Origin of the sequence: Paraburkholderia sp. J10-1, assembly GCF_905220165.1 — a bacterium.
GTDB lineage: Bacteria > Pseudomonadota > Gammaproteobacteria > Burkholderiales > Burkholderiaceae > Paraburkholderia.
Window position 1 is genome coordinate 1068332 of record NZ_CAJMYW010000002.1, and the last position, 20140, is coordinate 1088471.

Here is a 20140-nt window from a genome sequence, read left to right on the forward strand (position 1 = left end):
TGTGTTCAGTGCTCCTTCGGCGCAAATAGCCTGATGTCTGTACATGGAAAAAGGTGTCACGATGAGTTCGACCTTGAAGCAGCCCTGCATCATTTCCGTCGCCATTACGGGTTCCGTGCCGCGCAAGAAGGACAACCCGGCCGTGCCGATTTCGGTGCCAGAGCAGATCGAAAGTACGCACGAGGCCTATGAGGCGGGGGCGACACTCGTGCACCTGCATGTGCGTGACGAAGAGGAGCGCTCCAGTTCCGATCGCAGCCGTTTCGCAGCGCTTCAGGAAGGCATCCGCAAGCACTGCCCGGACATCGTCATCCAGTTTTCGACGGGCGGGCGCGGGCGCTCGTTCGAGCAGCGCGGCGCGATGCTCGATTTGCGACCCGATATGGCATCGCTGGCCACCGGCTCGGTGAATTTTCCGACCATCGTCTACGAAAACCCGCCGGATTTCGTGCGCTCGCTAGCGCAGACGATGCTCGACCTCGACGTGAAGCCCGAAATCGAAATCTTCGATCTGGCGATGCTGTACAGCACCGTGGATCTGGTTCAGCAAGGGCTCCTGAAGGAGCCCGTGCACGTGCAGTTCGTGTTTGGCGTGAAGAACGCATTGCCAGCCCGGCGCGAAATCCTTGAATTCGAAGTCGCTCAACTGAACAAGCTGCTGCCGACGGCAACGTGGACTGCCGCGGGTATTGGTCGCCATCAGCTGGAGGTGAACCGCTGGACGCTCGAAATGGGCGGCCACTGCCGCACGGGTCTCGAGGACAACGTGCGCTGGGATAAGGACACGCTCGCGAAAAGCAATGCTCAGTTGGTTGAGCGAGTGGCTGCGCTGTGCGGCGAATTTGGGCGGCCGGTTGCTACGGCGAAACAGGCTCGCGAGATTCTGGCGCTTAGGCCTGTGGGTGATCAGGCGAGTTCGTGATGTTTGCGAGCATTGCAGGACTTTGATCCGCCGGGGCCCGCCCAGCGATCAGGGCGTCTCGCATCCCATGGTGGGTGTCAGCGCGCGCAAACGAAAAATGCCGCCTGGAATGGCGGCATCGTGTTTGCGAGCCTTCGCGTTCGGGTGGCCGTGTTGCAGAACGACCCCTGTGGCGACGCTTATTCGTGCCCCTGCCGCATGAACGGCGCACCGATAGCCGCGACGAGCAGCAGCACCGCGATGACGACGAGTCCGTAGCGCGTGCTGCCCGTGGTCTGTTCGATCACGCCCATGACCGATGGCCCGACGAAGCCGCCCACGAGTCCGCACGTGTTGATGATCGCGAGCCCGCCTGCGAGCGCCGCGCCTTTGAGCCGCGACGACGGGAATACGAACACGATCGACTGCACGACGAAGAACATCAGCGCGGTGAGCGAGAAGCCGACGAGGCCAAGGACCGGCCCGCTCGACGCGGCGAGCAGCATGCCAGCGGCCATGACGACGAGACCGACGACAAGCAGCAGCCGTCCGCGGCGCGCCGTGCTTGCGTATTGGGGCAACCATGCCGCACCTACTGCTGCAACGACCCACGGCAGCGAATTGAGCGAGCCGATCTGCAGCGGGGTGAGCTTGCCATACGTTCCGATAATGCCGGGCAGAAAGAAGATCACCGTATAAATGGCGATCTGGTGGCAGAAGTAAATGAAGATCGCGAGCCACACCTGGCCATCGCGCAGCGCACCAAGGAACGTGTGCCCGCCGGTGGCTGCATGGCTCCCGGTTTCGGTGCCGAGGCGCTGTCGCACCTCCTGCGCCTGCGCCGGGGTGAGCCACGCCGCGGATTCCGGGCCGTCAGGCAGCTTCTTCCAGACCACGAATGCGAGCAGGATTGCGGGCACGCCTTCGATCAGGAACATCCACTGCCAGCCCTTGAAGCCCAGGATCCCGTCCATTTCCAGCAGTGCGCCGCCCAGCGGCCCGCCCACGATATTGGCGAGACACACGCCAAGCAGAAAGTAGCCAATGGCCCGTGCGCGGTCTTCCTGACCAAACCAGTAGGTCAGGTACAGCATCACGCCGGGAAAGAGGCCCGCTTCCGCCGCACCCAGCAGCACACGCATGACATAGAACGAGACTGGCCCCTGCACGAAGGCCATCGCGGCCGAAAGCACGCCCCACGTCACCATGATGCGCGCGATCCAGAAGCGCGCGCCCACGCGATGCATGATGAGGTTGCTCGGCACCTCCAGCAGGGCATAGGACAGAAAGAAAAGACCGGCGCCCAGCCCATACGCGGCCGCCGAGATATGCAGATCGACGGCAATGTGCGCCTTGGCAAGCGCAATATTGGTTCGGTCAACGAAGCTGATGACGTAGGCCAGCACGAGCAACGGCATCAGCTTGCGAAACAGCAATGCGGTCAGTGTGCGATCGGCCGGGCGCGACAGCGAGGCGCCGCAAGCATGAGCGGTAGGCATGATCGGAAGTCTCCAAGGCACGCCGGCGGCTTGTGCCGGCGTGGCGACCCGGGTGGTCAGTTGAAAGGGGCGGTCGGGACAGGCAGCTCAGTAGATTCAGAACGCCGTGTCCGTCGCGCCCTTCAGTTCCAGTATGTCGCGCGCTTCGGCAGGCGTTGCCACATCGATGTTAAGGGCGTCGAGCACGGCGCGGATGCGCAAGACCTGTTCCGCGCTCGACGCGGCGAGCTGGCCTGGCCCGATCCAGAGCGAATCCTCGAGACCCACGCGCACGTTCGAGCCCATGGCGGCGCCAATGGTCGCGAGCGGAATCTGGTTGCGTCCCGCACCGAGGACCGACCAGCGAAAGCGCTCGCCAAACAGGCGTTGCGCTGTCCGGTGCATGTGCATCAGGTCCTCGGGGTCCGCGCCAATGCCGCCGAGAATGCCGAACACCGTCTGCACGAACACGGGGCCCGTCACGAGACCCCGGTCGACGAAGTGCTTGAGATTGTAAAGATGGCTGATGTCGTAGCACTCGAATTCGAAGCGGGTGCCGTTCGCCGCACCGATACGCAGGATGTTCTCGATGTCCTGATAGGTGTTCTTGAAGATGAGGTTGCGGCTGTTTTCCAGATGCTCGCGCTCCCAGTCGTGCTCGAAATCCTTGAATCGCTCCAGCATCGGGAAGAGGCCGAAGTTCATCGAGCCCATGTTGAGCGACGCCAGCTCTGGCTTGAAGGTGGTGGCCGGACGCATGCGTTCCTCGACAGTCATATGCGGACTGCCGCCCGTGGTGATATTGATCACCGCGTCGGTGGCCGCGCTGATCTTCGAGAGGAACGGGCGAAACAGTTCGGGGTCCTGAGAGGGCCGCCCATCGCGCGGGTCGCGCGCGTGGAGGTGCAGAACTGCAGCACCGGCGCGAGCGGCGTCGATGGCTGCCGTGGCGATCTCGTCGGCGGTGACGGGCAGATGCGGCGACATGCTCGGCGTATGGATCGCGCCGGTGGGCGCGCAGGTGATGATGGCTTTGGCTCGCTTGGCCATGGGGTCTCCTTGCTCTTCCTGATTGGGGTGGGGCGGCTGCCCGGTTCGACGTGAGCGCGACGACCTAGCTGAGTGCCTGCGTGAGGCCGTCGACGACGAGTTCCTGGCCGTGCACGTTCGCGGCCTGATCGCTGCAGGCAAAGCGCACCATGCAGGCGATGTCGCGCATGGTCACCATGCGGCCCAGTGCGGCCTGCGAGGTGTAGCTGCGCGTCACGTCCTCGAGCGGCTTGCCGAGCGAAGCCGCCTTGGCCGCGATCACGGCGCGGATGCGTGGGCCGTCGACGGCGCCGGGCAACACGGTGTTCACACGAATGCCCTGCGGCCCGAGTTCGAGCGCCAGCGACTTCGTAAAGCCCACCACGGCCCACTTCGAGGCCGAGTAGGCCGAGCGCCCCGGCATGCCCAGATGTCCCGCTGCCGACGAGAGGTTCACGATTGCCGGCGCGCGACCGTTGCGCAAGCGCGGCACCGCGGCCCGCGCGCAGAGGAACTGGCCGGTGATGTTGACGGCGAGCGTGCGTTCCCAGTCGGCAAGCGTCAGCGTTTCGATACCGCCGGTCGGCCCGGCCACGCCCGCGTTGTTGACGAGCACGTCGAGACCGCCGAGCGTTGCGTCAATGCGCTCGAAGAGCGCCGCGACGTCGCCTTCGTTCGAGACGTCCGCCTTGATGGCGAGCACGCCGGGCAACTCGGCCGCGATGCGCTCCAGACTTTGCCCCGCAACGTCGCAGACGGCCACGCGCGCACCCGCTTCCACGAAGGCTCGCGTGATTTCCAGTCCGATGCCGTCCGCGCCGGCCGTGACCAGCACGCGCTTGCCGACAAGCGATTCATCCTTCCACATGTGTTCTCTCCGTCAATAGATCGTGACCGGATTGAATGTTATAACTGTGATCACAGATCTCATATCGGGCATACCCTATGTGCTATGATCCGGTCATGGCTCTGAACGAACTCGTGACCCCGCTGACGCGCCAAACGCTCAGCCGTGACGTCTACGCGCAACTGCGCGAACTCCTGATTACCGGCCAGATGATGCCGGGCGAGCAGATTTCGCTGCGCAATATCGCAACGGCGCTTGGCGTTAGCGTGATGCCGGTGCGTGAGGCGGTGCACCGGCTGGTGGCCGAGCAGGTGCTCGAGCTCACACCCAACCGGGCGTTGCGCGTATCGACCATGAGCATCAGCCAGTTCGGCGAGATCACGCAGATCCGCGTGAACGTGGAGGGACTCGCAACGGCACAGGCGGCCGCAAGGATCGGGAAAGAAGACCTGTCGCGCCTGCAGGCGCTGCACGAACGCTTTGCCGAAGAAATGCAAAAGGCGAAGCCCGACGGTGCGAAGGTGATCGCGATGAACCAGGCGTTTCACTTCGCCATCTACGAAGCGGCGCGCATGCCCATGCTGCTGCAGATGATCGAGACGCTGTGGCTGCGCATCGGGCCGATTCTCAACTACGACCTGCGCTCAGGTTCGAAGCGCGTGGGCGAGCGCGTTGCCGTCAAGCACCACGACAAGCTGCTCGACGCGCTGCGCAAGGGCGATAGCGACGCCGCCTGCGCGGCGTTGCGCGGCGATATCGAAAGCGCGGCGGCTTATATCGTGTCGGCGGGCGTGCTGCTCAGCGCGGATGCCGGCGGGGCGGTCCCGGTTGCGGCATCGAGCGCCAAAGTGGCAAAGCCGCCAAAGCGGGCAAATCCGGCAAAGCCGCCGCGGGCTGCGCGTGCGAAGGCCGAGTCGTCCGACGCCTGAGCGCAAGCTGGAGGGGCCGCCCGAATGTGCTGCCTGCGGGAAGGGTTATTTCCTATTGGATACACTCGCGCTTTTGCTTTATCATCCGCTCGCGTTGTTGCGTGAGCAACGATTTTGCTGAATATCTGAAAACGCAAAGCATGGCGACGTTAGGCCTTTAAGACTTTGTTTCGCTGAAACAGGCACCGAAGCCTGAACCTGCCATGAATGGCGGTTCAGGCTTTTTTTATTGCGAGAACAATAACTTGACGCTTGAAGACGTTCCGATTGGACTGCTATGGTCGAGCAAAGGCACTTACGAGTGCCTGGGCCGCAGCTCGCTCGCCGGTGCGAGGCATGCTATCGATCGTATCAACCGCTCGGGCCGTTATGGATTCCGTTTGTGCGCGCGCGAATACGATCCGCGAGGCGGGGCCGAAGCCTATCGCGACGGCGCGGCCGCTTTGCTCGAGCAGGGCGTGCGGCATATCTTCGGCGCATCGACGTCTGCGAGCCGCAAGGACATCATTCCCGACCTCCAGCAGCACGGCGCGCTGCTCTGGTATTCCTGTTCCTACGAAGGTTTCGAGAGCAACGAAAACGTCGTTTATCTGGGCGCCACGCCGAATCAGGCTCTGCTGCCTCTGCTGCGATACGCCCTGCACGCATACGGCAAAACCGCCTTCCTGATCGGCTCGAACTACGTCTGGGGGTGGGAGAGCAACCGCATTACGCGCGAAGTGCTGCGGATATCGGGCGGCGAGGTGCTGGGCGAACGCTATCTGCACCTTGGTTCGACCACGGGTATCGACGAACTCGTCGACGCACTCCTGGTCCGTCCGCCCGCGTTCGTTCTCAACAATCTGGTTGGCGAGTCGTCATATGCGTTCCTGCAAACGCTCGATGCAGCGAGCCAGCGCCTCGGACTGCGCCTGCCCGTGCTCAGTTACGACCTGACGGAAGCCGAACTGGAGAAGATCGGTCCGCTGGAGGCGCTGTCGCTCCTGACGGCCGGTCCGTTTTTCGAAGAGTCCGCGCCGGAATTCACGCGGCGGCAGTACGCTGGGCACGGGCAAATGCGGCTGTCCCACTTTTACACCGGCGCGCATGTCTCGATCGAACTCTTTGCAGAGGCGCGTGCGGCGTGTGGCAACGACGACCCGGGCCAGTTGCTTGCCTGGCTCTATGAGAGGCCTGTTGCAACCTCAATCGGCGCGATCCAGCTTTGCTCACGCAATAACCACGGTGCGCTGCCTTGCCATATCGCCGAACTCGCGGGCAACCGTTTTCGCATCGTTCACACCGAACCTCATCCGATCGAGGCGGACCCGTATCTGACCCAAACCGACTTGAGAACCTTCGAAAGCTTGTCGGTCGATTCGACCCGCCCGCGTTTAAGAATCGTGAAATGAAGCCGACCATCAACGCACCAGACTTCGGACACCAGCGCGTCGCGCTGGTCGACTGCAGCGAACGCCATCTGGCCAGCCTCGAAAAGAGTCTTCAGCGGCTCGGTATCCGCTGGTTCACCGTGCACGGCGACACGCCAGCGTCAATCGACGATTGCTTCGCCGCCATCGTCGAACTGGACACATTCAACAGTCCATCCGTTGCCGAGCGCCTGCGTGCACAGGGCGTGCCGATCTGTGCGTTGACGCGCCAGGAAACGCTTTCGCAGATCCAGCGCGGTGTGGCGCTCGGCGCCACGGCGATGCTGCATCCGCCGATCACGCAGGGCGCGGTCTATACCGCACTCATGATGGCGTTTGCGCTCGGCGAGCGGATTAGCGCACTTCAGGCGCGAAACACCGGACTGCAGAAAAAGATCGAGGGCTATCCGCTCGTCGCGCAGGCCGTCGCATACCTGGTCGGGAAACACAGCCTCACCGAGAAAGAAGGCTACGAACGGCTGCGTTCAAGCGCAATGGCCACGCATCGAAGCATGGTCGAGGTGAGCGAGGAAATTCTCCATCACGCAGCCGCCGTGCGCCTCGCGTCATCATGAACGACTGAGGGCGAGCCGGAAGGCAACGGAACCAGATAGGCCTCGCTAATCAGTAATCCTATATACGTCTAACTTTGCTTGGCTAATAGGCGCTATCGCCCGTTGAGAACTGAAAGAGAAAGGAATCGTTGTGCATCGAGTTAGCAGAAACCACCTCATCTATGCAATGGGCCCGGGGAACGCTCCCGCTTTGACCGTAAAGGACGGCGAGCGGGTCGTATTCGAGACCTGTGATTGCTTCGAGGATCAGATCCGATCCGCCGACACACCGTACACCGGGCTCGACTGGAGTCGCATCAATCCGGCGACGGGCCCGGTCTATGTGGACGGCGCGCAACCCGGGGACGTCCTCGCCGTTCAGATCGAACGAATCGTACTTGGCAAGCAGGCGGTCATGATGACGGCGCCGGGCCTCGGAGTCTGCGGCGATGAGATCACGGCGCCGTCGATCCGCGTGATTCCCGTGGAAGGTGGCTTCGGCACGCTGCCCCAAGGCGTACGCGTGCCGCTCAACCCGATGATCGGTGTCATCGGCACGGCCCCGTCCAGTGACTCAGTGTCATGCGGCGTTCCGGACGCGCACGGCGGAAACATGGACTGCAAGATCATCACTGAAGGCACGACCCTGTATCTGCCAGTCAACGTGCCCGGCGCACTATTGGCACTGGGCGATTTGCATGCCGCCATGGGAGACGGCGAAGTCTCCGTTTGCGGGATGGAGATAGCCGGCGAAGTCACCGTCAGCATTTCAGTGCTCAGGGACCGTGTGCTCCCGACACCGATGGCCCAGACGGCGGACACCCTCTATACGATCGCATCCGCTCGTTTGCTGGATGACGCAGCCAATCTGGCTGCGCGCAATATGGTCAGTTTCATTGCAGGTGAGACGGGGCTCTCGACAGATGACGCAGTCAATTTGCTGTCAGTCGCCGGCGATCTGCAAATCTGTCAGGTCGTTGACCCTCAGAAAACATGCCGCTACGCACTGCCCAAATCGATCGCGGAGCAGCTCGGAATCGTCCTCTAGGAAACACTATGTCAATCGAAAGAGAATTCGGATATACGCAGGAGCTCAAGCGCGCACTCACCGTTTGGGATCTGGTCATCTACGGGATGATTTTCATGGTGCCAATCGCGCCATTCGGTGTCTTCGGCTACGTTTATCAGGACGCGCGAGGCATGGTGCCGCTCGCCTATCTGATTGGCATGGTCGCGATGTTCTTCACCGCCATGAGTTACTGGGCGATGTCACGGGCATTCCCGGTTGCTGGCTCGGTTTACGCCTACGCCCAACGTGGCATTCATGAGACGGTTGGCTTCTTTTCGGGCTGGCTGATCCTGCTCGACTATATTCTCGTTCCGGCGCTTCTGTATCTCGTGAGCGCCGAGGCGCTGCGGCCGATCCTCCCGCAAGTGCCGGACTGGCTGTGGCTAGTGGGATTTATCGGCATCAACACGCTGATCAACTTCGTTGGCGTGGAGTTCACCGCGAAGGCGAACCGGTACATCCTCGTGGCTGAAGGCATCATCCTCGCCGTGTTTATCGTGCTGGGTCTGATTGCACTCTATTCGGGCGATCATCCCACGGGTCTCACATTGAAACCGCTCTACGATGCGGACAAGTTCAGTGTGTCAGTGGTGGTCGGAGCCGTATCGATCGCGGTCCTTTCGTTTCTGGGATTCGACGGCATTTCTACGTTGTCCGAGGAGAGCAGGGACGGGGTTGACAGCGTAGGTAAGGCATCGCTTTGGGCCCTGCTGGTGGTGGGCTCGCTATTTATCCTGCAGACGTGGGTTGCGGTCGATCTTGCGCGTGGAACGACGTTTTCCAGTACCGATGGGGCGTTCTATGACACGGCGGCGATTGCAGGGGGCCCCGCGCTGCGCTACGCGACCATTTGGGCCACGGCGCTTTCGTGGGGAATCGCCAACGCGCTTGTCGCGCAAGCGGCCATTTCGCGGATCTTGTTCGCGATGGGTCGTGATCGCAAGCTGCCACACGTGCTCTCCAAGGTTCATCCCAAGTACCAGACGCCTTACGTGAGCACGATTCTCGTCGCGGTTGTGTCGCTTGTGGTCGGCCTCGCTTTCCTCGGGCGGATCGATGAACTCAGCAGCATCGTCAACTTTGGCGCGTTGACGGGTTTCTTCGTACTGCATCTGTCGGTCATTAATCACTTCATGATCCGGCAGCGATCGAAGCGATGGATGCTCCATCTGGTGTTTCCGCTTATCGGCCTTTTTATTATCGGCTACGTCCTGTTCCTGATGGACTGGCGAGCAAAGGCGATCGGCCTGGCCTGGCTTGCGGCCGGAGTTGTCTACTACCTTGTCAACACCCGTCTGTTCCGGCGAGGCGTCAGTATGGAGCTGTGACGTGCGCCTGGCGACTTTGCCTGGCTCGGGCGCACCAGGCGGGAAAACCTGGTGCGTCTGAACGCCCGTCACGCGCGCCATGCTTCATTGTTTGATGCGCACTAACGCATCGACAGCCAGTACGCCGTCGCCTTCACGCCTGATCATCACGGGATTGACTTCGGCTTCGACGACACAAACATCGGGAAGGGTGGCCAGTCGAGACATGGCCACCACCGCTCTGGCGAGAGCATCCATGTCGCCGCGTGGTTTGCCTCGATAGCCCTCGAGCGCGCGCAGTCCCTTGACTTCGGCAACCATCGCCCGTGCTTCGTCGAAATCGACAGGCGCCAGTCGCAACGCTCGATCGCGGTAAAGCTCGGTATAGACGCCGCCGGCCGCGAGCATGACGACCGGGCCCACCTGCGCGTCGAGCCGATAGCCGATCAGCGCCTCGCCGAGGCCCCGGGTCATCGGTTGCACGAGGACGCGCTCGACCGCGACATCGGGCACGTGCTTTCCCACGTTCTCGACAATGCGAGCAATTGCTGCGCGCAACTGGGCGCCGTCGCTGATACCGAGTTCGACACCGCCAACATCCGTCTTGTGAGGCAGCCGCTCAGAGAGAACTTTGACCGCGAGCGGGTAGGCAAGACCTTCGGGCAACGCTGCGGCTTCGCTGACTGAGATGGCTGATGCCGGTGCATGCGCAACACCCACTCGAGCGAGCTGCTCGTACGCCACGAGCTCGTCGAGCAGTAAGGCATCCTCATATTTCGTAGTGCTTTTCTCCTCCGCGTTTTGCCGCGAGAAGGGCTTCGGCGCGCGTCTCGATGCTGCGGCGGCGATGGCATCGGCGCACGCCTCAGGGGTCCGAAAACACGGCACGCCCGCTTCAGTCAGTCGCAGCAGCGCCTCCGGCGCTTCTGGCACGACAAACGCGGCCAGCGGGAGCAACGCCGGGTCAGCCGTCCCGCTATCGATAATCGGGCGAACCACGAGTTCTGGTGCGAAGCGAGCGGAAGACCCTGCGACGGCAATGACGAGATCGAATTCCGGTGCCGTACGAAGCACACGGAGCGCGGCGCTCATGACGTCATAACGGGTGCCCGCAAGTGTCAGGTCGACGATGCGCCTGCTGGACACGTCCACGCCCGCGCTCGCGAGCCGCGCGAAGGTTTCTTCACGGGGCTGCACGACATCGATGCCGCGAACACCTAGTTGATCGACCACCATGGCCGCGCCGCCGCCGGTCGTGGTCACCACCGCGACACGCGGCACGCGCGCAGCTTCGCGGGAGCGGGGCAACGGCATTTGCCGGAGCAGGGGGAGACTTTCGAGAAATGCTTCGAGCGTGTCGACGCGAGCGATGCCGCAATCCTTGAGGAACGCGTCGGCAACATCGTCTTCGCCGGCCAGCGCGCCGGTGTGCGAGACAGCAAGCTCTGCTGCCGCCGCGGAGCGCCCCAGTTTGTAGGCCACGACGGGCTTCCCGCGCTCGGCCGCCGCCAGGGCGAAGGCGCGCAGTTTGTCGGCATGACGCAGCGTTTCGAGAAAGAGCATGTAGCCGGTGATGGCGGGGTCGTCGAGCGTTGCGGCGCAGAGTTCGCCAACGCTCAGGTCGACTTCGTTGCCAACGGAAACCAGACCCGCAAAGCCAACGCCTTTGGCCTTGCCGCGCGAGAGCAGGCCGCCGATCATGCTGCCGCTGTGAGAGGCCACAAACACGCCGCCAACAGGAAGATCCGGCTCGGCAAAGGCGGCATTGGCCGTCAATGCGAGCTTGGTGCGCACGTTCACCATACCGAGACCGCTCGGCCCGAGAACACGAATGCCCGTGCGCGCGACGATGTCACGCACGCGCTGTTCGCGTGCGGCGCCGTCCGGGCCCGTCTCAGAGAAACCCGCGGCGAGAATGGTGGCCACGGGAATGCCGAAGTTCGCACATGCCTCGAGCGCGTCGATTGCGGCTTCCGTTGGCGTGAGGATGAACGCGTGCTCCGGAATTTCGGGCAGATCCGATACACGATGCCAGGCGCGTTCCCCCTGCACAACGTCGCGGTTCGGGTTGATCGGGTAAATGCGCCCTTCGTAGCCCGCCTGCCGGATAAAGCGCAGCGGTCTGCCCGCCGTCTTTGCCGGGTCGTCCGATGCCCCGATCAGCGCGACGCTTTCGGGCGCCAGCACACAGCGTGCGAGGGATATGTCACGTACGGCAGTGCGGGGAGTCGGCTCCATCGTCTCATTCATGCTCATGTTGTCCCTTCACTTGCGCGGGTCGAAACGGCGTTCGAACACGCCTTCGGCGATACGGTTCTTGAGTACTTCGATCGATCCACCGGCAATCATCCAGCCGCGCGTTCGTCGCACGCAGTATTCCACCAGCGACTCCTGACTGTAGCCCATGCCACCCATCACTTGAAGCGCGTCGTTCGAGACTTCCCAGCCGGCCAGGTTGCATGCGAGCTTGGCAAGCGCCGTGTCGTTGGGCGAAGGCAGCGTGCCGCGCGCAACGTTTGCGGCCTTGTAGAGCAGCAATTGAGCGGATTCCAGCTTGAGTGCCATATCGGCGAATTTCCACTGAATGCCCTGAAACTCGCACAACGGGTGGCCAAACTGCTCCCGCATGGCAGCATGCTCGCGCGCGAGATTGAACGCGTGACGGCCCAGGGCCAGAGCCCGTGACGCATTGCCTACGCGCTCGACATTAAAGCCGGAGATCTGCTTCTTGAAGCCGCCTGGCCCGAGCAGGACGTTCTCGGCCGGAATGCGGCATTCCTCCATGTACAACTGCGACCACGGTTCGCCGCTCATGAAGCAGGACGGATTGCCGACCGTGAATCCAGGTGTGCCTTTTTCGATCAGAACCGAGCCGATGTTGCCCGTTCCCGGCCCGAAGCGGCAGTAAATCAGGAAGAGGTCGGCCTCGGGGCTGTGTGTCGAGAAGATCTTCGTGCCGTTGATGACGTACTCGTCGCCTTCTTCGCGCGCGGAGGTGCGCAGTTCGGTGACGGCCGAACCCGCGCCGGGCTCGGTCATGCCGAGCGCGATGACCTTGCGTCCGCTGAGCAGATCCTTGAGGTAGCGGCGCTTCTGTTCCGCGCTCGCATACTCGACGAAAGTGCGAATCGGACCGAAGTTGCCGGCCTGCACGACGTCCGCGCTCTTGGGGCAGACCAGTGCGATTTCCTGGATCGCGATGACGGCGTCCATCAACGTTCCGCCCTGGCCGCCGTCCTCCTCGTCCATCGTAATGCCGAGCAAGCCCTGTTCGGACAGTAGCCGCGCTACGTCGAACGCGTAGCCGGGTTCGTGGGCCCGCCGCAGCGCGCCTTGCGCAAGCGTGTCTTTCGCGAACCGGCGCACGGCGTCTGCAAAGGCGGTTTGCTCCTCAGTGAACTGGAAGTCCATGGTTCTCCTCTTCGTCTCCAGGTACGTGTTCATCGTGAGGTCATTATTCCCGCCGCGAGATTGACACACTACTTCGCATACGGTACGTTGATGTGAGTTTTTGGAACACCAATTCCCGGATAGTCAGCTATGTCCCGCACGGTTCCTCCGCTCAACCCGCTACACGTATTCGATGCCGTTGCGCGTCTTGGCAGCCTCACGAAGGCCTCGGCCGAGCTGTGCGTCACGCACTCGGCGGTGAGCCGGCAGCTCAGCACGCTCGAGCAATATCTCGGCGTCACGTTGTTCGAGCGCGAGCCTCGCGGCGTGAGGCTCACGAAGGCGGGCGCGACTTATCACAAGGCGGTGGGGCCGGCGTTCGCCGCCATTGCGGCGGCAACGGAAAGCATCGTGGGGAGTGCGGAGGGCGAGGCGCTGCGGCTCAATGTCTACACCACGTTCGCAGCGAAGTGGCTCATGCATCGCCTGCAACGCTTCGAGCAGCGCTATCCCAACATTCCCGTCGAGATCAGCACGACCGTTGCGCCGATGAACTTCAATGAAGTCGAGGCCGATGCGGCGATCCAGTTCGGCGACGGCAACTGGCCTGGCATCCAGAGCGAGCATTTGTTCGACGATGTCATCGAGCCTGTTTGCAGCCCGGCGTTGTTGCGTGACGGGCCGCCGCTGAAGACGTTTTCGGACCTCGCGAAACACCGGCTGCTTCAGTCGCGCTATCGGCGCCAAGACTGGTTCGACTGGCTGCGCGCCGTGGGGCGCAGCGATCTCGAAGCGCTAGTGAAGCAGCAGCGCGGCGGATTTCAGAACTCTCTGCTCGCCTATCAGGCGGCGATCGAGGGTCTCGGCGTGGTGATCGGGCAAACGCGTCTGCTCGCCAACGATATCGCCTCGGGCGCGTTGGTATGTCCGTTCAACCGCCCGGTGAAGCGAAAGCTGGGTTATTACCTTCTGGTTGCCGAAGGCCGCAGGCCGTCGCGCAAGATCGCAGCATTTCGCTCGTGGCTCATGGACGAAATCTCTGCCATGCCAAAGATCGAAGGCATGGCAGAGTGATGGGGGGGCTACGCTTGCAATGCAACGAGCCTGGCAAGCGCGAGATCGGTGACACGATGTTCGTCGATGCGCCAGAGCTGATCGAGCAGCGCTCGCGCAGCGGCTGTGCCGATGACGGGCGTTGCCAGTTCGGTGAACTTGGCGTCGAGTTCGGCGTCCGTGAGCGGAGCTTCGGGATCGCCTCGGCGATAAGGAGCAAAAGTCTCGACCGTGCGGCCATCGTCGAGCGTCACGGCCACACGCGCTGCGCGCTGTTTCGGGAACGCGGCTGTTAGCGCCGGATCGGCGACCAGTTCGACTTTTTCCATCAATGCGCGCAGCGGCGCCTCGGCAAGCCGTGCGGGCTCGAATGCGCTGAGCCGCACCGAGCCGTATATCGCCGCGTGGCTCATGACGTAGGGCAGGCTGAAACGCGCCTCAAAGGCCGTTCGCGGATCGCGAATGCCGGCCACCTCGAGCGCCGCACCGTACGTGCGCACGGTGATATTGCGGATCGCGCCGGCCGTGAAGCCGTGCTCGTGCTTCAGTTCGAGCAGCGCGTCGATGGCGGCGAATGTATGTCCGCAGCAACCGTGATTTTTCTGCGTAATGTGCTCGATGTTGAATCGCACGCCCAGGCCGTCGGTTACGCCGTCCCAGCTCGGCGAGTCGCACAATGCGGCTCCGAAGCCCGCTGCGCCTTCGAGGATGTCGGTCACGCCGGTCAGTCCGGCGGCCGCTCCCTGTGCCGCGCGTACGCCCACAGCGGCAGCGTGGCCGGCGTGCAGGGCTTTGGTCATGGCGTCGGAGCGGAATGCCTGCTGGAGGCCCGACGCGAAGGTCGCCGCCGTCGCCATTGCATGACGCGCCGTGTCGCTGGAACCGGGCGCGGCAAGAAGCGCACCCGCTGCGGCGGCGCCGAAACATCCCACCGTTCCTGTCGTATGGAAGAAGCGGTAATGAGCGGGTTGTACCGCGGCGCCTATGCGCGTTGAAACTTCGTAGCCCGCAACAATCGCCTTGAGCAACTGGTCGCCACTTGCGTTTCTGTCTTCGGCTAGCGCGAGTGCTGCGGCCACTGTTGGACAGCCCGGATGGTAGACGGCGTCCCGGAAGATATCGTCGAATTCCACGGCGTGCGAGGTACTGCCATTGATCCAGGCGGCAGTTGCCGGGAACGTGCGTGCCCCGGCGCCCGGCAAGCTCGAACGCGCAAAGCCGAATTCCTCGCTGTGCGCGCGCCGCAGTTGCAGGGCGGGTGCCGTGAGCGTGCCTGGCAGGAGCGCCGCGAACCAGTCGATCAGTGCGCGCTTTGCCGCATGACGGGTGGACGCTGGCAAATCGACTTCCGCTTGTGTGGCGACGTAGTCTGCGAAGGTGTCGAGAATCATGTCTGGAATCCGGTATCGATGGAACTGGGTGTGCGCTGCCTCGCGCGAACGCGGTCGAGGAAGGCAGTCAGGTTGTCGTTGAACCACGGCGCCGCTTCGAATTGCAGCCAATGAGCGGCGTGGCGAATCGACGAGGTGTTGCATTCCGATATTGACTGCACATAGCGAGCCCGCTGTTCAAGCGCATGGCGCTGGTGGGGATCTTGTGAGCCGAGTGCCTGCCACATTGGCGCGCGCACGCGCCCGAAAAGGGCGCGCGTGGGATGAGTCCGTGCAATGGCGCGCGTTTGCACGCGCGTCGCCCGCACATGGTCGGCGGTGAGTCTGCAAAGGTCCTCTGTAACGAGGCGGGCGTCGCATAGCATGATTTGCTCGAGTGAAATGCGCACGCCTTGCTCGAGGCCATGCGATTTCGCGACCCGCGCCGCTTCATGTTGAATGTCGGCGAGCCGTGCTGAAACCGGGCCCATTCCGGCCGGATTGACCACGGCAAGCGAGCGCACGCGATGCGGCATTTGCACCGCCATCTGTGCGCCAATACATGCGCCGAACGAAAACGCCGCGACGTCAATCGTACCGATACCAAGGCTGTCGAGCAGGGCAAACAGCTCGCTGGCGGCCACTTGCAACGAGAAGTTGCTCACAGGGCCGGTGCTGCGGCCAAAGCCCGGCAGATCAGGCGCGATGACGCGCGAGTGGGCGCAGAGGGCTTCAATATTCTTCAGCCAGTGGTACCAGCCGCCGTGGCCGCCGTGGATCAACAGAAGCGGGGCCCCGCTACCCAGATCGATGTGGCTCAGCGCGCACTCGTCAGCTTGCGTGGTGATCGCGGCGCGCGAAAGGCGCGTGTGCAATGCGTCGATCATGGTGTCAGCGCTCCGAATCTAACGCGATGCCACGCGTCTCCTTCATCCGCACATAGGTGAAGAGGCTGATTGCCGAGCCAATGCAGACATAGATCAGGAACAGGTATTCCTGCTGGCGGCCCTGCAGCCACGTCATCAAATAGGGCGTCGTGCCGCCGAGAATCGCGACGACCAGGTTGAACGGGAGCCCGATACCGAGTGAGCGGATCTCGGCGCCGAAAAGCTCTGCCATGAGCGCTGGCGCAATCGCGGTATAGAGGCCGTACACCACGATGCCGAACATCTCGACCAGAGCGATCGACCAGAATGAGCTGCCCACGGAGAGCACGACGGGGTAGACGAACAGCGTATAGAGCGCCGCCATCACGATGAGTTGCGGACGACGCCCGAAGCGGTCCGAGAGCCAGCCGAAGAGCGGTTGAACCGCGGTGAATGCGATCAGGCTCAACGTGCTCGCTGCGTAGGCGGTCGCCGGTTCCGCGCCCGCGCGGTGAATCGCGTAGACCGGCACGTAGACAATGAACAGATAGAAGGCGAACGCACCGAGAATGCTGGTGCCGATGAGCGTCCACGTTGGCTTCGCGTATTGCGTGAACAGAATGCGGATCGAGCCTTTGCGTTCCTTGGCGCGCGTGGCGGTGCGCCGGAACGCTTCGGTTTCTTCGACGCGCGTACGCAGCCAGTACCCGAACAGGCCGCCAAACGCACCGATCAGGAACGGGATGCGCCATCCGAAATGCAGCATCTGCTCGTGGGTGAGCGCGCGGTTCAGCACCCAGGCGATCGCCGAGGCGGCGATCAAGCCGATGCCCGTGCCGAAGAACAGGAAGCTGCCGTGAAATCCGCGGCGGTTCGGCGGCGCTGTCTCGGCTAGGAACGAACAGGCTGCGGCGAACTCGCCGCCGACGGAGAGCCCCTGCAATAGCCGGGCAATCGTTGCGATGACCGGGGCGGCGAGACCGATCGCCGCGTAGGGCGGCAATACCGCGAGCAGGAGCGAACCCAGCGCCATCAAGGTGACGGAAATGGCGAGCGCGGTCCGGCGGCCGTGGCGATCGGCGACGGCGCCTAGCAGCCAGCCCCCCGCAGGCCGCATCACGAAGCCGATGGCGTAGACGCCGAACGCGGCGAGCAGCGCGGAGCGCTGATCCGTCGACGGGAACAACTGGGGACCGAAGAAAATGGCGAAATTCGCGTAAATCGAGAAGTCGAACCATTCGATGGCGTGCCCGATACAGCCGGCCATCCGGGTCCGAATGACCGGTGTGGCGCTGCGATATCGGTGTGCGGCCGTATTGGACGGTATATCTGACACTGCTGTCTCCTTGTTGAACCTTACGGGTCCTCGGTCCCTCGACGGGACCCCCACTCAGGGGGTGTACGCGGGGTTTGTAGAGACAGTCTGGGACGGGCGCATCAGAAAAAACACTTCATATCGCGCACAGACATGTTCCAAAAAGTCACATCGAAGATTCTGTCGATCATGCGCGCAGCCTGCAACCGTCAACTCGAGAAAACCGCCTTACTCATAGTCCGTGAACTTCGAGACCGGTGCATCGCCGCCCGTCGGTGGCGTATAACCCGGCACGTTTTCCCTGAACTGATTGAGCAGGCCGTTGTCGATTCTCGACAGACCCTTGAACTGCAACTGCATCAGTACGCGGCTGCCGCTGCTCGGCACCGTGGAACTGGTCTCATTCGTGTATTTTTCGAAGGCAACGCCGATCGACCAGCAATCCGCGTCGTACTGAAAGCCGACCAACCCCGCAATGAGCCGGTGCAAATGCATGTCGTAGTTCACGCGGGCGACGCTGGAAAGCCGGCGGCTCAGCGGCCATTGGCCCGAGACGATGAACTGGCTGACCGGCTCGTCGTCCTCGGACGCGTTGGCGCGCGTATATCGATACGCCATATTCAAGACTTTGCCCGCTGCGGGCGCCCACGAAAAACCCGTGCTCGCATGGGAAAGGTAAGCATTCGCCTCGTCGTATTCGATGGCCTGCTCGGCCTTGAACGCGCTGCCGATGTTGAGCGAGGCACCCGCGATCACGCCCGTGCGGGTCATGTCCGTGGCGGTGCCGTCGGCATCCAGGGTCACGCGCGGCGTGGTGAAGTTGTATTGCTGCGCGAGCACGAAGCGTCCTGCCTCCGAACCCGTCGCGGCATCGATGAAACGTGTGGTGATGGCTGCGGTGACGCGATTGGCGTCGGCAACGCGGTCATTGCCGACAAAGCTATTGGCCGTGAAGATCTCGGCGAGGCCGAAATCGCTCTCGGCGGTGTCGAACAGCGGCGCGAAGCTCTGGTTCCGGTACGGCGTATAGACGTAATAAAGCCGTGGTTCGAGCGTTTGAATATAGGCGTGGCCGAATAGCGTGATGGAACGCTCGAACGTCATGCCGGAGTCGAGGCTCACCGTCGGCACGTTGACCTGGAAATTGCGCGGCTGTCCGGCCACGGCGTCGCTGCCGAGCGAGGAAAGGTCGTAGGCCGCGAAGTGCCACTGCACTTTGGGTGTGATGTACCACGACGGGCGCACGACGGGCAGCGACACGTAGGGATTGAATACGAAGCGATTGCCCTGCGCAACGTCGCTGCTCGACATCGTGAAGCGCGATGCATCCGCTTGCGCACCGAAGTCGAATCCGTCCACGTTATAGCGCGCGTATTGCACGTTCAATTGCGGCTCGCGGTTGTAGACCGTATCGTTCGAATAGGCCTGCCAGTGCTGCTCGCGCAACAGCACCGACCACGGTCCGTTCGCATAGCGCAGGCCCGCTTCCTGGTCATAGAGTGTCGTCGACCCCAACAGAAGCTGGTTGTCGGCGTTCAGGTCGGTGGTGACATTCGAATCCGAAACGCGGTTGTAGTTCACGTAGCCGGAGAAGCCGGAGCCGATATTCCAGTCGTGCTTGAGCGAGAGGGAATAGCGGTCGGTCTTCGTGAGTGCGTCGTGCGGCAGAACCAGAGCCGAGAATTCGCCGCTGTAGTCGCTGCCCAGGTAGCGATAGTCGGCGCTCATCATCTCACCACGGCGGCTGATCGTGCGGGGTGTCAGCGTGAGATCGTAGTTCGGTGCGAGATTGAAATAGATCGGCGTCGCCAGGTCGAAGCCACCCGTGGAGCTGAACGAGAACGTTGGCGGCAACAGGCCGCTGCGCCGGTCGTTCGAGAGCGGAAACGAGAGCCACGGGCTCGCGAATATCGGCACGCCCTGAAAGAAAAGCACCGTGTTGCGCGCAACGCCGGTATTCGTGCCGTTGTCCATTTCGAACTGCGAGGCGCGCAGGTACCACGCGGGCTCGCCGCTGCATTGGCAGGTCGAATAGGTGCCGTTGTGGATCACCGCGCGCTCGTTGTCGATCAGGTCGGCGCGTGCGGCCGAACCCCATCCGCCATTGATGACGAAGCGGTAGCGCGGCGTGTTGATATAGCCTTGCTCCGCTTCGACGCGCATATGCGCATAGGGTCCAAAGAACGTGATGCCGTTCTGCGTGAGGCTCGCGTGGCCATACGCGTCGGCGGTGTCCGCGTCTTCGAAGTAGTGAATGGAGTCGCCTTTGATGGCCGACGCGTAACGCCGCAACTCGGCCTCCCCATGTAGCGAGAGGTCGGTGTCGGTCGTGCCGTTCATGGACCGGGCGATTGCGGTCGTTGCGGCTTTGTCGCCCGATTGCAGCGGATGCTCCTGCAACTGCGGATCGACGCGCAAGGCCGAGTCGTCGCCGAGCGATGCGGGCTGCGATGCCGCGCCGGAGAGTTGAGCGAGTGCGGCGGGTGGCGCGAATCCGGGCGCGACCAGCAACAGGGAAATCAGCGGCTTTAGACGTAAGCCGCGCAATGCGTCACGCAGGATCAAGATAGGCCAGGGAAACCAGGGTTTGCGGATGAAAATGTGTGTGCGGCTCGCTGGGAGC

At 62.7% G+C, this 20140-nt stretch carries 16 protein-coding genes; 7 read left to right on the plus strand and 9 right to left on the minus strand.

The window, feature by feature from the left end; genetic code table 11:
* Window positions 1–61: 61 nt before the first annotated feature.
* Complete coding sequence (locus U5A65_RS11555; RefSeq protein WP_321914516.1) at window positions 62–922, plus strand: 3-keto-5-aminohexanoate cleavage protein; 861 nt, start codon at window positions 62–64, stop codon at window positions 920–922.
* 179 nt (window positions 923–1101) lie between these two features.
* Here U5A65_RS11555 and U5A65_RS11560 read toward each other — a convergent pair whose 3' ends face one another.
* The 3 genes from U5A65_RS11560 to U5A65_RS11570 all read right to left on the minus strand — a co-directional run bounded on the left by U5A65_RS11560 (window position 1102) and on the right by U5A65_RS11570 (window position 4276).
* Window positions 1102–2400, minus strand: coding sequence for an MFS transporter (locus U5A65_RS11560; RefSeq protein WP_321914517.1), 1299 nt, complete (start codon window positions 2398–2400; stop codon window positions 1102–1104).
* A 96-nt stretch (window positions 2401–2496) separates the two neighbouring features.
* Window positions 2497–3429 (minus strand): 3-keto-5-aminohexanoate cleavage protein, encoded by a 933-nt coding sequence (locus U5A65_RS11565; protein ID WP_321933454.1) that lies wholly within the window; start codon window positions 3427–3429, stop codon window positions 2497–2499.
* A 64-nt stretch (window positions 3430–3493) separates the two neighbouring features.
* Window positions 3494–4276 (minus strand): SDR family oxidoreductase, encoded by a 783-nt coding sequence (locus tag U5A65_RS11570; RefSeq protein WP_321933452.1) that lies wholly within the window; start codon window positions 4274–4276, stop codon window positions 3494–3496.
* A 95-nt stretch (window positions 4277–4371) separates the two neighbouring features.
* Between U5A65_RS11570 and U5A65_RS11575 the strand changes: the two genes are divergently transcribed.
* From U5A65_RS11575 to U5A65_RS11595, 5 genes are all read left to right on the plus strand, one after another.
* Entirely contained in the window at window positions 4372–5184 is an 813-nt protein-coding gene (locus tag U5A65_RS11575; protein WP_321946324.1) for a GntR family transcriptional regulator, read from the plus strand.
* A 245-nt stretch (window positions 5185–5429) separates the two neighbouring features.
* The gene (locus U5A65_RS11580; protein ID WP_321946325.1) at window positions 5430–6575 is read left to right on the plus strand and encodes a transporter substrate-binding protein; all 1146 of its coding nucleotides are present in this window, start codon (window positions 5430–5432) and stop codon (window positions 6573–6575) included.
* Window positions 6572–7168 (plus strand): ANTAR domain-containing response regulator, encoded by a 597-nt coding sequence (locus U5A65_RS11585; protein WP_321946326.1) that lies wholly within the window; start codon window positions 6572–6574, stop codon window positions 7166–7168. Before U5A65_RS11580 ends, U5A65_RS11585 begins: the two co-directional genes overlap by 4 nt.
* Before the next feature lie 190 nt (window positions 7169–7358).
* Window positions 7359–8195, plus strand: a complete 837-nt coding sequence (locus U5A65_RS11590; protein WP_321914523.1) for an acetamidase/formamidase family protein — start codon at window positions 7359–7361, stop codon at window positions 8193–8195.
* Window positions 8196–8203: 8 nt separating this feature from the next.
* Window positions 8204–9544: an APC family permease gene (locus tag U5A65_RS11595; RefSeq protein ID WP_321914524.1), complete on the plus strand. Its 1341-nt coding sequence runs from the start codon at window positions 8204–8206 to the stop codon at window positions 9542–9544.
* A gap of 84 nt (window positions 9545–9628) precedes the next feature.
* Here U5A65_RS11595 and U5A65_RS11600 read toward each other — a convergent pair whose 3' ends face one another.
* Complete coding sequence (locus tag U5A65_RS11600) at window positions 9629–11779, minus strand: acetate--CoA ligase family protein (protein ID WP_321946327.1); 2151 nt, start codon at window positions 11777–11779, stop codon at window positions 9629–9631.
* 9 nt (window positions 11780–11788) lie between these two features.
* Window positions 11789–12934, minus strand: a complete 1146-nt coding sequence (locus U5A65_RS11605; protein ID WP_321933444.1) for an acyl-CoA dehydrogenase family protein — start codon at window positions 12932–12934, stop codon at window positions 11789–11791.
* A 129-nt stretch (window positions 12935–13063) separates the two neighbouring features.
* Between U5A65_RS11605 and gcvA the strand changes: the two genes are divergently transcribed.
* Window positions 13064–13987, plus strand: coding sequence for a transcriptional regulator GcvA (gene gcvA, locus U5A65_RS11610; RefSeq protein WP_321914526.1), 924 nt, complete (start codon window positions 13064–13066; stop codon window positions 13985–13987).
* Between the two features lie 8 nt (window positions 13988–13995).
* Here gcvA and U5A65_RS11615 read toward each other — a convergent pair whose 3' ends face one another.
* The 4 genes from U5A65_RS11615 to U5A65_RS11630 form a co-directional block, all read right to left on the minus strand.
* Window positions 13996–15357, minus strand: a complete 1362-nt coding sequence (locus U5A65_RS11615; RefSeq protein WP_321946328.1) for an MmgE/PrpD family protein — start codon at window positions 15355–15357, stop codon at window positions 13996–13998.
* Entirely contained in the window at window positions 15354–16223 is an 870-nt protein-coding gene (locus U5A65_RS11620) for an alpha/beta fold hydrolase (protein WP_321946329.1), read from the minus strand. The genes U5A65_RS11615 and U5A65_RS11620 overlap by 4 nt, the downstream gene beginning before the upstream one ends.
* 4 nt (window positions 16224–16227) lie before the next feature.
* A complete protein-coding gene (locus U5A65_RS11625; RefSeq protein ID WP_321914529.1) occupies window positions 16228–17538 on the minus strand; it encodes an MFS transporter in 1311 nt (436 codons plus the stop codon).
* Between the two features lie 207 nt (window positions 17539–17745).
* Window positions 17746–20082 (minus strand): LPS-assembly protein LptD, encoded by a 2337-nt coding sequence (locus tag U5A65_RS11630; RefSeq protein ID WP_415764628.1) that lies wholly within the window; start codon window positions 20080–20082, stop codon window positions 17746–17748.
* Window positions 20083–20140 lie beyond the last annotated feature (58 nt).